General features: G+C 70.6%; 12 protein-coding genes. 2 read left to right on the forward strand and 10 right to left on the reverse strand.

Going from position 1 to position 13,919, the window contains the following annotated elements; translation table 11 throughout:
- Nucleotides 1-19 precede the first annotated feature (19 nt).
- The 8 genes from ACFWP7_RS15030 to ACFWP7_RS15065 form a co-directional block, all read right to left on the reverse strand.
- Nucleotides 20-1,558: an MFS transporter gene (locus ACFWP7_RS15030; protein WP_384381424.1), complete on the reverse strand. Its 1,539-nt coding sequence runs from the start codon at nt 1,556-1,558 to the stop codon at nt 20-22.
- A 68-nt stretch (nt 1,559-1,626) separates the two neighbouring features.
- Nucleotides 1,627-2,649, reverse strand: a complete 1,023-nt coding sequence (fbaA, locus tag ACFWP7_RS15035; RefSeq protein WP_384381426.1) for a class II fructose-bisphosphate aldolase — start codon at nt 2,647-2,649, stop codon at nt 1,627-1,629.
- Nucleotides 2,650-2,816: 167 nt separating this feature from the next.
- Nucleotides 2,817-3,365, reverse strand: a complete 549-nt coding sequence (gene pyrE, locus ACFWP7_RS15040; protein WP_384381428.1) for an orotate phosphoribosyltransferase — start codon at nt 3,363-3,365, stop codon at nt 2,817-2,819.
- Nucleotides 3,366-3,375: 10 nt separating this feature from the next.
- Nucleotides 3,376-4,164, reverse strand: a complete 789-nt coding sequence (locus ACFWP7_RS15045) for an aldose 1-epimerase (RefSeq protein ID WP_384381430.1) — start codon at nt 4,162-4,164, stop codon at nt 3,376-3,378.
- A 207-nt stretch (nt 4,165-4,371) separates the two neighbouring features.
- Nucleotides 4,372-5,244 (reverse strand): SRPBCC family protein, encoded by an 873-nt coding sequence (locus tag ACFWP7_RS15050; RefSeq protein WP_384381432.1) that lies wholly within the window; start codon nt 5,242-5,244, stop codon nt 4,372-4,374.
- A 78-nt stretch (nt 5,245-5,322) separates the two neighbouring features.
- Nucleotides 5,323-6,993, reverse strand: a complete 1,671-nt coding sequence (locus ACFWP7_RS15055; RefSeq protein WP_384381434.1) for a polyamine aminopropyltransferase — start codon at nt 6,991-6,993, stop codon at nt 5,323-5,325.
- A 135-nt stretch (nt 6,994-7,128) separates the two neighbouring features.
- Nucleotides 7,129-7,662: a DUF2617 family protein gene (locus ACFWP7_RS15060; RefSeq protein ID WP_384381436.1), complete on the reverse strand. Its 534-nt coding sequence runs from the start codon at nt 7,660-7,662 to the stop codon at nt 7,129-7,131.
- Between the two features lie 407 nt (nt 7,663-8,069).
- Entirely contained in the window at nt 8,070-8,390 is a 321-nt protein-coding gene (locus ACFWP7_RS15065; protein WP_384381438.1) for a hypothetical protein, read from the reverse strand.
- Nucleotides 8,391-8,518: 128 nt separating this feature from the next.
- Between ACFWP7_RS15065 and ACFWP7_RS15070 the strand changes: the two genes are divergently transcribed.
- The gene (locus ACFWP7_RS15070) at nt 8,519-9,709 is read left to right on the forward strand and encodes a pyridoxal phosphate-dependent aminotransferase (RefSeq protein WP_384381440.1); all 1,191 of its coding nucleotides are present in this window, start codon (nt 8,519-8,521) and stop codon (nt 9,707-9,709) included.
- A gap of 138 nt (nt 9,710-9,847) precedes the next feature.
- On the opposite strand, the gene ACFWP7_RS15075 is transcribed toward ACFWP7_RS15070, so the two are convergent.
- Entirely contained in the window at nt 9,848-10,378 is a 531-nt protein-coding gene (locus tag ACFWP7_RS15075) for a YbjN domain-containing protein (protein ID WP_384381442.1), read from the reverse strand.
- Between the two features lie 209 nt (nt 10,379-10,587).
- A complete protein-coding gene (clpB, locus tag ACFWP7_RS15080; protein WP_384381444.1) occupies nt 10,588-13,185 on the reverse strand; it encodes an ATP-dependent chaperone ClpB in 2,598 nt (865 codons plus the stop codon).
- 169 nt (nt 13,186-13,354) lie between these two features.
- Between clpB and ACFWP7_RS15085 the strand changes: the two genes are divergently transcribed.
- The gene (locus ACFWP7_RS15085) at nt 13,355-13,771 is read left to right on the forward strand and encodes a pyridoxamine 5'-phosphate oxidase family protein (protein ID WP_384381446.1); all 417 of its coding nucleotides are present in this window, start codon (nt 13,355-13,357) and stop codon (nt 13,769-13,771) included.
- Nucleotides 13,772-13,919 lie beyond the last annotated feature (148 nt).

Raw genomic sequence — 13,919 nt, forward strand, 5'->3', positions numbered from 1 at the left:
CGGGGGCGAAAAACCACCCTCACCCCCGCCTACCCGCCTCCAACGGCGGAGCCGTAACCCACCCATGCGTCCGGCACTCCGGGCGACGGCAGTCCGGGGCCGGCCGGCGCACGGTCGCGAAGGCGAGCAGCGCGCCGAGGACAAGCACCCCGGCACACATCGGCATCGCACGCCGGAACGCGGAGTCGAAGGCGTCCGCCGACCGGTACGCCTCCGATCCCATGCCGGCGAGCAACGGCAGCGCGGCCACGGCGATGAGCCCCGCCGCGCGGGCCGCCGCGTTGTTGATGCCGCTGGCGAGCCCCGCCCGCCCGGTGTCCACGGAGGCAAGAACCGTGGCGGTCAGCGGCGCGACCAGCGCCACCATGCCCAGGCCCATGACCACCAGCGCGGGAAGCACATCGGCGACGTACGAGGCGCCCTCGCCCACCCGCAGCATCAGCAGCATCCCCGCCGCACACAGCAGCGGTCCCACCGTGAGCGGAATCCGTGGCCCGATGCGCTGGGCGAGCTCGCCCGAGCGGGCGGAGAACAGCAGCATGAGGACGGTCGTGGGCAGCAGCGCCGTACCGGCGCCGAGGGCCGAGTAACCCGCCACGACCTGGAGCTGGAGTGCGGCCAGGAAGAAGAAGCCGCTGAAGGCCGCGTACACGCACAGCGTGACGGCGTTGACCGCCGTGAACTGGCGCGACGCGAAGATGTCCAGCGGCATCATCGGATCGCGGCGGCCCCGCTCGACGTACACGAAGGCCACCCCCGCAGCCACGCCCGCGACCGCCGTCACCCACACGAGCACGGAACCGCTGCGGGCCTCGATCAGTGCGTACGTCACCAGTGCCAGCGACAGCGCGCCGAGGGCCGCGCCCAGTACGTCGAAGCCCCGGTGGGTACGTCCGTCCGCGGACTCGGGGACATGGCGCAGGGCGATCGGCACGCACACCAGCGCCACCGGGATGTTCAGCAGGAACACCCAGCGCCAGCCGGGACCGTCCACCAGCCAGCCGCCCAGGAACGGCCCGACCGCCGCACCGACACCGCCGAACCCCGACCACAGGCCGACGGCCCTGGCCCGGTCGTCGGGGTGGAAGGAGGCCTGGATCAGCGAGAGCGAACCGGGGGTGAGGAGCGCCCCGCCGATACCCTGCAGCGCACGGGCCGCGATCAGGACTCCCCCACTGGGGGCCAGTCCACACAGCAGCGAGGCGACGGCGAACCACACCACTCCGATGACGAAGACCTTCCGCCGTCCGAAGCGGTCCCCGAGCGAGCCGCCCAGCAGGATGAGCCCGGCCAGGGTCAGCGTGTAGGCGTTCACGGTCCACTGGAGGGCCGCGAGGTCCGCGTCCAGGTCACGGCCGATGCGCGGCAGCGCGACGTTGACGACCGTCGAGTCCAGCATGGCCATGCTGGAACCGAGGACGGTGGTCAGCAGGATCCACTTGCCCGTGGGACTGGAGATCCTGACGCCCGGTTCCGCCGGTTTCCCCGGCGGAGACTGCGGCGACTTCGGATCTTGTGAAGACTGCGGAGACTGCGGATCCTTCGGGGTGGCAGCCATACTTCGGAGCATACGGAAGGGCCCGGCACCGAGCAGGTGCCGAGCCCGAATTCGCATTCGATCCGCGGTTACTTCAGCTTGGTGCCCGTGGAGCGCAGCGCCGCACACGCCTCGGTCACGCGCTCGGCCATGCCCGCCTCGGCGGCCTTGCCCCAGGTGCGCGGGTCGTACTTCGACTTGGTGCCGACCTCGCCGTCGACCTTCAGGACCGCGTCGTAGTTGCGGAACATGTGGTCCACGACGGGGCGCGTGAAGGCGTACTGCGTGTCGGTGTCGAGGTTCATCTTCACCACGCCGTTCTCCAGCGCGGTGGCGATCTCCTCGGCCGTGGAGCCGGAGCCGCCGTGGAAGACGAAGTCGAACGGGCTCGCCTTGCCGTACTTGGCGGCGACACCCTCCTGGAGGTCCTTGAGGAGCTCGGGGCGCAGGACGACGTTGCCCGGCTTGTAGACACCGTGCACGTTGCCGAAGGACGCGGCGAGCAGGTAGCGGCCCTTCTCGCCCAGGCCGAGGGCCTCGGCGGTGCGCAGCGCGTCGTCGACGGTCGTGTAGAGGGAGTCGTTGATCTCGTGCGAGACGCCGTCCTCCTCGCCACCGGTCGGGGTGATCTCGACCTCAAGGATGATCTTCGCGGCGGCGGCCTTCGCGAGCAGCTCCTGACCGATGGCCAGGTTGTCGGCGAGGGTCTCGGCCGAGCCGTCCCACATGTGTGACTGGAACAGCGGGTTCTCGCCCTTGGCGACGCGCTCGGCGGAGATGTCGAGCAGCGGACGGACGTAGGTGTCCAGCTTGTCCTTGGGACAGTGGTCCGTGTGCAGCGCGACCGTGATGTCGTACTTGGCGGCGACGATGTGCGCGAACTCGGCGAGCGCGACGGCGCCGGTCACCATGTCCTTGTTGTACTGGCCGCCCAGGAACTCGGCGCCACCGGTGGACATCTGGATGATGCCGTCGCTCTCCGCCTCCGCGAAGCCGCGCAGCGCAGCGTGCAGGGTCTGCGACGAGGTCACGTTGATGGCCGGGTAGGCGAACTTGCCTGCTTTCGCCCGGTCGAGCATCTCGGCGTAGACCTCGGGGGTTGCGATGGGCATCTGTCCGCTCCTTGTATATGCGGGTGGCGTTCTGCTGCTTACGGCCCTGACCTAGGGGGTGACGTCATCGTCGTCCCCATCTTTCCAGACTTGCCCAGATGCTCCAGACATCGTGTCCACCCTGTGGATAACCCGCGGTCCGGGCCGTGCGCAGGGGGGCGGGGTGCTCAGTCGAGGCCCAGTTCGTCCTTCGAGTACGCGAAGAGATACGGCACCCCGGCCTCCGCCTCGATCTTCTCGGCGGCGCCCGTCGCACGGTCGACGATGGTCGCGACGCCGACGACCTCGGCGCCGGCCTCGCGCACCGCCGCCACGGCCTCCAGCGGAGAGCCGCCGGTGGTGGAGGTGTCCTCGACGACGAGTACACGCCGGCCCGCGATCTCCGGACCCTCCACGCGCCGCTGCATCCCGTGCGCCTTGGCGGCCTTGCGTACGACGAAGGCGTCCAGGCGCTTTCCGCGCGCGGCAGCGGCGTGCAGCAGGGCCGTGGCCACCGGGTCGGCGCCCATGGTGAGCCCGCCGACCGCGTCGAAGTCGAGTCCGTCGGTGAGGTCGAGCAGCACCTGTCCGACCAGCGGCGCGGCCTCGCCGTCCAGCGTGACGCGGCGCAGGTCCACGTAGTAGTCCGCCTCGAGACCCGAGGAGAGGGTCACCTTGCCGTGCACCACGGCCTTGTCCTTGATCTGCTGCAACAGCGCGTCGCGTACGTCACTCATGGCAGCCAGCTTAGAGGCGCCGCCAAGTCCAGGTCGTGGCCGCCTCCAGAGGCTCGATGGGGGTGACCAGGCGGGGGAGGGTGTTGAGCCCGTTGGGCGGCCCGGTCTGCGGTTCGACGCACACGGCCGCCTCCTGCTCGTCGTACACCACGACCCACTCCTCGCGGCTGGCGATGTTCAGCTCCAGCTGCCCCGGCCAGGTGAGCGTGACGTCGACTCCGTCGGGCATGCCGAAGCAGTCGTCCCAGGGGCTGGGGAGCGGCTCGATGCGCCGTCCGGTGGGGAGGTGGTCCTCGCCCCGCTCCTCCTGCCAGGCAGGAGTGAAGTCGACCTGCACGTCCGCCTCTCCGAGGTTCCGGTTGAACCAGGGGTGCCAGCCGATCTGGGCGGGGAAGGAGGAGTCGTACGCCTCCACGGACATGCTGAGCGTGAGGGCGTCCTCGGTCAGGGCGAACGCCTGGGTGACGCGGCCCGGGTGGGGCCAGGGGGCGACGAGGTCGTACGTGATCACGGTCTCGTTCTTGGTGGTGTGGGCGGTGCGCCAGGCGGCGTCGCGGGCGGTGCCGTGGATGGCGTGCGGTGGGGAGCTGAGCGGCATCTGCCGGACGGTGGCGCCGTCCAGGAAGCGGCCGTCGCGGATCCTTCCGCACCACGGGACCATCGGGAAGCACCCGAACCGCTCGCCCTGCCGTAGCAGTTCGACGCCGCCGACCCGCAGACTCCCGACCCGTCCGCCGTTCCCCGGCAGCACGGTCACCTCCGCGTCACCCGCGGTCAGCGTGATGTCTTCGTTACTCACGGAGTTGACCCTACTGGGGCGGGGGCCGGAAGTGTTTTTTCGCTCCCTCCGCCCCTGCCCGTCCCTTGCCCATGGGGGCTGCCGCCCCCAGACCCCCGCATCGCGCTGAACGCGCTCGTCCTCAAACGCCGGACGGGCGGAAACGGGGCGTGGCCCCGGAAGGATGGGACGGGCAGGGGCGGAGGGGGCGAAAAACCACCCCAGCCCTCAGCGCCGCTTGCGCAACGCCCGCGTCACGACAATCGCCGACGCGAGGGCGAGAGCCGCGGCCGGTGCCGCCCACCGCAGGGTGGCGCGGGCGGCGGTGGTCTCCGGCGCGGGGACGGGGGCGTACCGCCCGCGAGGTGGCGCGTGGTCGACCTCCTCCGCGCTGCGGCCGATCATCGTCCGACGCGCATGCGCCGCCTCGGCGATGGAGTCCTCCTCAATCGAGTCGAGGGAATCGAGAGAGTCGATCAAGTCGAGGGAGTCGAGTGAATCCCCCGCACCCGGCTCGTCCTCCTCCTCGTCCACGAACTCCCCGACGAACCCCTCGGCCACGAGATCGTCCTCGACCGACGGCGCTGGAATATCGGCGTCGAAGTCGGAGGGAGCGGGCGCAGCCCCCGTACCCGGCGCACCCGGCTCCTCCTCGGGCACCGACGCGGAAGCCGCCGCTGCCGCCGCAGCCCCCAGGTTCTCCACGAACCGCTCCACAAGCCGCACCACGGCCGCGGACACGGCCTCCGGCGCCAGCTCCGCCACCCGCCCGTCGGCGGACGCCGTACCGGCGACGGTGACCGTCGTACCGCCTTCGGCGGGAGCCAGCCGCACGGCGAGCGCGAGTTTCACCGAACCGCTGCCGCGGGCCTCGGTCGCGTCGCCCCCGACGGCGTAGGAACCGTCCTCCTGGGCGGCGACGGACAGCGTGCCGCGATAGGTGATCGTGTGGCCGCCGAAGCGGACTTTCAGGCGCCCGGAGACGGGCGGCGTCCCCGCGTCCTGCTGGAGTCCGGGAACCGCTCGGGCGACCAGCGCGGAATCGCCCAGCGCCTCCCGCAGCCGCTCGGCCGGAACCGGAACGTACACCTCATGCTCCATGTCGGCCGAGCCTACCCAGCACGACCCGGACCGCACCCGCGTATGACGGGATTCCGGTGGGATTCCCCCGCCTCCGGCTCAGTCGGTGTACCGCGGATGCACCAGCGTGGAGGGCGGGATGCCGGGAATCCGGGTGCGGGAGGCCGCACGCGCGTCCGCGGCCAGCGCGGCGGGGGTGAGGGTGCGCGGGCGCGGCCCGCCCGGCTCCAGGCCCAGGGACGGACCCGTAACCGACGTACCGGAGGTCTCCGCACGGGAGGCCAGGACGAATCCCCAGTCGTGCGGGGCGAGGGACGCGCCCGCCGTGCGGTCGGGGCCGGCCGCGAAGCCGGAGTCGCGACCGCCCACGCGGTAGGGCGCGGTGCGCAGTCCGGCGGTCCGGATCGTCGTGTCGATCGTCCAGAAGACCCGGCGGCGGGTCGCCACGGGGCCCGCGTGGACGGCGAGACGGCCGCCGGGTGCCAGGACACGGCGTACCAGGCCGTAGAACTCCTGGGAGTACAGCTTCGTGCTCGCCGTGATACCGGGGTCGGGCAGGTCGGAGATCACCACGTCGTACGTCGAGGGGGCGCCGCGCAGCCAGTGGAAGGCGTCCGCGGTCGTCACGTGGACGCGCGGGTCGTCGTACGCGTGCCCGTTGAGGCGGGAGAGCGCCGGGTCCTGGCGGGCCAGCCGGACCACTCCGGCGTCGAGTTCGACCTCGTCCACATGGCGTACGCCGGGGTAGCGCAGCACCTCGCGGGCGGCGAGGCCGTCGCCGCCGCCGAGGATGAGCACGCGCGCGTGGGGACCGTTCATCGCGGGGTGGACGAGGGCTTCGTGGTAGCGGCGCTCGTCGCGGCCGCTGACGCGGAGGCGGCCGTCGAGGAAGAGGTCGAGAGGGTGGCCGTGGGTGCCGCCGGTGAGGACGACCTCCTGGACCCCCGTCTGCAGCGCGACCCGCACCTCCGCCCCGAACACCGCGTGCCGCGCCGCCCGTTCGAAGTCGTCGACCAGCACCGCCGCCGAGGCGAGGAGGCCGAGGACCAGGAGGTTGGCGACGACCAGGGTCCAACGGGCGCGCCGGGTCAGGTCCCTGCGGAACAGGCCGAGTACGAGTGCGCCGCCGACCACCGCGTTCACCCCGCCGGTGAGCAGCGCGCCGGTCAACTGGCCGAGCCAGGGCAGCAGGAGGAAGGGGAAGGCCAGGCCGCCGACCAGTGCGCCCACGTAGTCCGCCGCGAAGAGGTCCGCCACCGCGCCGCCGGGGTCCTGGCGGCGAACGCGCTGTATCAGCTCCATGAGGAGGGGGACTTCGGCGCCGATCAGCAGGCCGATGGTGAGGGAGAAGGCGACGAGGAGGTAGCGGGAGCCGTCCCCCCATGCGCCGCCCCAGTCACCGGTCCACGCGAACACCGCGTACAGCGCTATCGCGCTGTAGCCGCCGACCAGGGCGAGCGCCGCCTCGACCGCGCCGAAGCCGGCCGCGGCGCGGGGGCGCAGCCGCTTCGCGGCCAGGGAGCCGATACCCATGGCGAAGACCATGACGGAGAGGACCACGGAGGCCTGGGTGACCGAGTCGCCGATCAAGTACGAGGCGAGGGCGACGAGTTCGAGTTCGTACACGAGTCCGCACGCCGCACAGACGAACACGCCGGCGAGGACGAGGAACCGGCCGGTGCCCTGGCGCACGGGCAGCCGCGCCTGGCCCTGGACGCCACCCCAGGGAGGGGGCGCGCCTGGGGGTGCGGGCGCGTGCGGATCGATCACGTTGCGAACGGTACGTCACACCGGCACTACGCCTCGTCACCCACACGTGTGGAACTGTTGCGCTCAGGTGTGACCGGAGTTGATATGGACCACCTCAGCGCGCAGGTGTCGAGGACCATCCCAGCGGCGTCGCGGCTACGCGCTGAGCAGATCCGCCGTGGCCGGTACCCGCACCCCCACCCTCGTCCGCGTCGCGACCAACTGCCCGTCCTGTGGGTACGCGTGCCACGTACGCCAGTGCACCTGCCCCTCGTATCGCTGGGCCAGCATCGCGGTGAAGGCGTGGGGGCTTCCCGGGAAGACGCCGGCGAGGCCGTTGGGGTGGTCGGCGACCAGGGCAAGTAACTCCTGGGCGCGGCCCGCGAAGGAACCGTGGGAGAGGGTCTCGACGCGCGCCGCGAACTCGTACTCCCAGTCGTCGACCCGCTTGGCCACGCCGAGCGGAAGGGGCGTACTGCTGCCGGGGATGCACGCGACGGTCTCCGAACAGCTGCCCCGTGCCTCCTCCAGGAGTACCTGGTGGGACGCACCGAGCAGTCTCAACTGCAGTTTCGCCCCGCTGAGTTCGAGGTTGAGGGTGGCGAGCGCGGGCAACGGCTCGCGCCCCAGGGTCCAGGCGAGGTCGGCCGCGCGCGTGTCGGTGTACGAGGTGTTGAGGTTCGTGAGCATGGGTCGGCTCCGCTAGCACGCAAAGGGAGGTGGGGGGGTCCGGCGCACCCGGTGGGTACCGGGGGATCGGCCCGGTCAGCGCGGTCGGGAAGGACGATCCGAGGCCCTGACCTCACCTTGGCGTCGTCCGCCGGAAGGGCGGTGCCAGGCGTCGCCCGGCAGACGTCATGGAGACGACAGGACCTTGGGGCTGCTTTGGTGATTTAGAGGGAATCATGAACTGTGGCGCCACCACAGCGTTTTTACCCAACTTCGTGCGGTTTCCATCCCCCCGAGGGCTCCACAGTTCAACTGTTCAACAACTCCGTACGCCCCGGCGCACGCAAGTGCCCGTCGGCAGCCGTCGCCGACGGGCACTTCTTCGTACTTCGGACGCGTTTCCCCCGGAGGAGCTCAGCTGCCCCGTGTCAGCTGCCTCCGCCGCATCCGCCCCCGCCGCCACAGGAGGACCCGCCTCCACAGGACGATCCACCTCCGTCGGACGACGAACCCCCGCAGGTCGACGAGCCGCCTGCCGCGCCGGCCCACCAGCCGCCCGAGGAGTCGCCGCCCGAGCGCGAGCGCCTCCGCCTCGCCGGCTGCGACGCCCTGATCTCCTTGATCGCCTTGGACGCCTTGGACGCCTTCGTCAGCGCGACCTTCTTGTCCGCCTTGTTCTTCCGGCCGCGGAAGCCGAAGACCGCGACGAGCGTGCTGCCGAAGACCGCCAGGATGATACCGAAGATCATGGCGCCACCCTCCTTTCATTCCCCCGAAGCGACCCCCCGTGGGCGCCTCGCATCTTGCGTGAGAGGGGGATGCCCCCGCGTCACACGCGCCAAAGCAGAGTTGAGGAACTCCAGAGCTTGGGCGCAGGATGACGGGCATGACCCTCCACGCCCGCCGCCCCCTGCTCAACCGCCGGCTCGCCGAGTTCGGCACGACGATCTTCGCGGAGATGTCGGCCCTGGCCCTCAGTACCGGCTCGATCAACCTCGGCCAGGGCTTCCCCGACACCGACGGGCCCGAGGAGATCCGCGAGGCGGCGGTGCGCGCGCTGCGCGACGGGCGCGGCAACCAGTACCCGCCGGGTCCTGGCGTACCCGAGCTGCGTACGGCGATCGCCGCGCACCAGAAGCACCGGTACGGGCTGTCGTACGACCCCGACCGCGAGGTCCTCGTCACGGCGGGCGCCACGGAGGCCATCGCCGCGGCCCTGCTCGCGCTGCTCGAACCGGGCGACGAGGTGATCGCCTTCGAGCCCTACTACGACTCGTACGCGGCCTGTATCGCGATGGCCGGCGGGACCCGGGTCCCGGTCACCCTGCGCCCGCAGGACGGCAGCTTCCGCCTGGACCTGGACGAGCTGCGCGACGCCGTGACCGACAACACCCGGCTGCTGCTGATCAACACCCCGCACAACCCCACCGGCACCGTGCTGACCCGCGAGGAGCTCACCGAGATCGCGCGGCTCGCCGTGGAGCGGGACCTCCTTGTGGTGACCGACGAGGTGTACGAGCACCTCGTCTTCGACGCCGCCGAGCACCTGCCGCTGGCCTCGTTCCCGGGGATGCGCGAGCGGACGGTCACGATCGGCTCGGCCGGGAAGACCTTCTCCTTCACGGGCTGGAAGGTCGGCTGGATCACCTCGACCCCGGACCTCGTCACCGCCGTACGGTCGGCGAAGCAGTTCCTGACGTACGTGTCGTCGGGGCCCTTCCAGTACGCCGTCGCCGAGGCGCTCGCGCTGCCGGACTCCTACTTCGAGGACTTCCGGGCGGACATGCTCGCCAAGCGCGACCTGCTGGCGGCGGGGCTCACGGAGGCGGGATTCGAGGTTTTCCGCCCGGCGGGCACGTACTTCATCACCACCGACATCCGGCCGCTCGGCGAGTCCGACGGCTTCGCCTTCTGCCGCGCCCTGCCCGAACGCGCCGGTGTCGTCGCCATCCCGAACGCCGTCTTCTACGACCACCGGGAGGCCGGCGCCCCCTTCGTACGGTTCGCCTTCTGCAAGCGGACCGAGGTCCTGGAAGAGGCCGCCAAGCGGCTCAGGGCGGCCTGGTAGCAGCGGCACGGAGGCGGGACGCGAGAGCCCGGCCCCGGGCGCATGACCGTGGTGGTCGGCGCCCCGGCCGGGCTCTCGTTCGCGTAGGGCGCGCGCCTGGGCACGGCCGCGCACACGTCACGCCACGTCTCGGGGAGGCTACTCCTCGTCGTCGCCGGGCTTCTCCGCCTCGTTGACTTCCTGCTCCAGGCCGAGCTGCTCGACGAGCCACTTGTCGAACTCGATGGCGGCCCGCACCCAACTGACCGTCGACGACACGAAGTGCTCCAGGCTGACGCCGGTGCCGATCAGCATCTGGGCCTCGCCGATCAGGCGGACGGTGCCGTCGTCGTGCGTGTGACTGTAGACCTTCGGCCACAGGGTGCGGCGGTTCCAGTCGTCGATGGACTCAAGGAGCGCGGGCTTCTCGTCGATCGGGTGCGGCCGGTCGTAGAACGTCCGCACCGAGAAGACCTGCTGGTCGCCCTCGCCACGGAACATGAAGTACGTACGGAACTGCTCCCACGGCGCCGCGAGGTCACCCTCGTCGTCCAGGACGTACTTCAGCTCCATCTGTTCCAGGAGCTGCTTCACAAGGTCCTGATCCGGGACGACAGGGCCCGCCGGTCCGCCGGGCTGCGGCTCGGGCTGGCCCCCGAAGTTCGGAATCGAAGACGGGTCGATGGACATCTGTGACACTCCTGCAGTCGTCTGACTCGTCCGGCCATCGCTGAGACCAGACGTTCGCACCCCACCCTCTCTCGCCTCGCACCCAACCTGCAACAGCCTCGCCCCCCGGCTACCGCCGAGGGGCTGGATTCAGCGCTGTGAGCTGCGGCGTTCCGGGTCGAAACCCATCGAAACCCCTGGAGCCCGCAGCTCCATGGCAGGGCCAGGGGCTACAGCGTCTTGCCCGTCGCCGGCCCCACGATCAGCCCGGTCCCGAAGGCGTCCACCCGGACCGTGTCGCCGTCCTTGACCTCGCCCGCGAGGATCTCCTTGGCGAGGCGGTCGCCGATGGCGGTCTGGATGAGGCGGCGCAGCGGGCGGGCACCGTAGGCGGGGTCGTTGCCCTCCTCGGCGAGCCAGGCCAGGGCCTCGTCGCTGACCTCCAGGGTGAGGCGCCGCTGGGCGAGGCGCCCCGCGAGCCGGTCGATCTGGAGCCTGGCGATGCGCTCCAGCTCTTCCTTGTTCAGGGCCGAGAAGACCACCAGGTCATCCAGCCGGTTCAGGAACTCCGGCTTGAAAGAGGCCCGTACGACCTCAAGGACCTGCTGCTTCTTCTCCTCACCGGACGTCAGCGGATCGACCAGGAACTGGCTGCCCAGGTTCGAGGTGAGGATCAGGATGGTGTTGCGGAAGTCGACCGTCCGGCCCTGACCGTCCGTCAGGCGGCCGTCGTCCAGGACCTGGAGAAGGATGTCGAAAACCTCGGGGTGCGCCTTCTCGACCTCGTCGAGGAGCACGACGCTGTACGGCCGCCTGCGCACCGCCTCGGTGAGCTGGCCGCCTTCCTCGTACCCGACGTAGCCGGGCGGCGCGCCGACCAGGCGGGCGACGCTGTGCTTCTCGCCGTACTCGCTCATGTCGATGCGGACCATGGCCCGCTCGTCGTCGAAGAGGAAGTCCGCGAGCGCCTTGGCGAGTTCGGTCTTGCCGACGCCGGTGGGGCCGAGGAAGAGGAAGGATCCGGTGGGCCGGTCGGGGTCGGCGATTCCGGCGCGGGTGCGTCGTACGGCGTCGGACACCGCCTGCACGGCCTCCGACTGTCCGATCAGCCGGCGCCCCAACTCCTCCTCCATGCGCAGGAGTTTCTGCGTCTCGCCTTCGAGGAGCCGTCCGGCCGGAATCCCGGTCCAGGCGCCGACCACGTCCGCGATCTCGTCGGGCCCGACCTCCTCCTTCACCATGGTGTCCTTGGAGACCTCCACCTCGGCCTCGGAGGCCTCCTCCAAGTCCCTTTCCAGGGTGGGGATCTCGCCGTACAGCAGCTTGGAGGCGGTGTCGAAGTCGCCGTCGCGCTGGGCGCGTTCGGCCTGGCCGCGGAGTTCGTCGAGCTTCTCCTTCAGCTCACCGACGCGGTTGAGGGACTGCTTCTCCTTCTCCCAGCGGGCGGTCAGGCCGCGCAGCTCCTCCTCCCGGTCGGCGAGGTCGCGGCGCAGCCGTTCGAGGCGCTCCTTGGACGCGGGGTCGGTCTCCTTCTCCAGCGCCAGCTCCTCCATCCGCAGCCGGTCCACCTGGCGCTGGAGTTCGTCGATCTCAAGAGGCGAGGAGTCGATCTCCATGCGCAGCCGCGACGCGGCCTCGTCGACGAGGTCGATGGCCTTGTCGGGGAGGAAGCGGGAGGTGATGTACCGGTCGGAGAGCGTGGCGGCGGCGACCAGCGCGCTGTCCGCGATCACGACCTTGTGGTGGGCCTCGTACCGCCCCTTGAGCCCGCGCAGGATCGCGATGGTGTCCTCGACGGACGGTTCGGCGACGAGCACCTGCTGGAAGCGGCGCTCCAGGGCGGGGTCCTTCTCGATCCGCTCGCGGTACTCGTCGAGCGTCGTCGCACCCACCATGCGCAGCTCGCCGCGCGCCAGCATGGGCTTCAGCATGTTGCCGGCGTCCATGGACGAGTCGCCGCCGGCGCCCGCGCCCACGACGGTGTGCAGCTCGTCGATGAAGGTGATGATCTGCCCGTCGGAGTTCTTGATCTCGGCGAGGACGGTCTTGAGCCGCTCCTCGAACTCGCCGCGGTACTTGGCGCCCGCGACCATGGCGCCGAGGTCGAGCGAGACGAGCCGCTTGTTCTTGAGCGACTCCGGGACGTCACCCTTGATGATCCGCTGGGCGAGGCCCTCCACGACGGCGGTCTTGCCTACGCCGGGCTCGCCGATGAGGACGGGGTTGTTCTTGGTGCGCCGGGACAGGACCTGCACCACCCGGCGGATCTCCTGGTCCCTGCCGATGACGGGGTCGAGCTTGCCCTCACGGGCGGCGGCGGTGAAGTCGGTGCCGAACTTTTCGAGCGCCTTGTACTGGCCCTCGGGATCCGGGGTGGTCACCCGGCGCCCTCCCCTGCTCTTCTGGAACGCGTCGAGGAGCTTCTTGGCGTTCGCCCCCTGCTGGGAGAGTACGTCGCCGCTCCGGCCGCCCTTCGCGGCGATTCCGATGAGCAGGTGCTCGGTGGAGATGAACTCGTCGCCGAGCTCCTTCGCCCGCTCGGCCGCGTCGGCGATGACGGCGAGCAACTCACGGTTGGGCTGCGGGGGCGCGACGGTGGATCCGGTCACGCTGGGCAGACCGGCGAGCACGCGCTCGGCGCCGGCCCGCACGGAGGCCTGGTCGGCCTCGACGGCGGCCAGCAGGTCGAGGATGTTCTCGTTGTCCTCGCCCTCCAGCAGCGCGAGCAGCAGGTGGGCGGGGGTGAGGTCCGGATGGCCCCCGGAGACGGCCCGGGTGCTGGCCGCGTTGATCGCGTCCCGGCTCCTGTTGGTCAGCTCTGCGTCCACGGTCGCGCTCTCCTCCTGGGGTTGCTGGGCTGGTCAGCCTTTATCTCCATACTGAGTGTGCCAACGAGCACAAAGTTGAGTCTATTCCACTCAAGGCCGCTCCGGAACGGACCCGGGCCGAGCGGAAATCCGGGGCGAAGGTCCGGACCGGGAAGTAGATTCGTGTCTCATGGCTTCCTCGTACCCAGTGGACCCGCGACGGCCGGACGCCGCCTACCTCAGCTTCTGGCGGGAGAGGCACCTGTGCACGCTGACGACCCTTCGCCCCGACGGCAGCCCCCATGTGGTGCCGGTCGGGGTTACATACGATCCCGAGGCCGGTCTGGCTCGGGTGATCGCGAACAAGTCCAGCGCGAAGGTGGGGTACGTGCTGGCAGCGGGCCCCGACGGGGTGCGGGTGGCCGCCTGCCAGGTCGACAGGCGGCGCTGGGCGACCCTGGAGGGACTTGCGACGGTGTCCGCCGACCCCGGGCACATCACGGAGGCGGAACGGCGCTACACGGAGCGGTACGGGCGGGCACCCTCTCCCAACCCGTCCCGGGTGGTGATCGAGATCGAGCTGACCTCGGCACTGGGGCGGGGCTGATTTCAGCCGCTCTGGAATGCGCCCACACCTGGAGGTTTCACGTAAAACTGCAGCGGGGTGGACGTTATAGTGGAACGGGTGCACCCCGGCGGGGGGTTATAACAGCGCGAGTTGTTAAGAAACGGGGTATATCAGACTGAGAGCGGGG

The sequence above is a fragment of the Streptomyces sp. NPDC058470 genome (assembly GCF_042721055.1).
GTDB lineage: Bacteria > Actinomycetota > Actinomycetes > Streptomycetales > Streptomycetaceae > Streptomyces.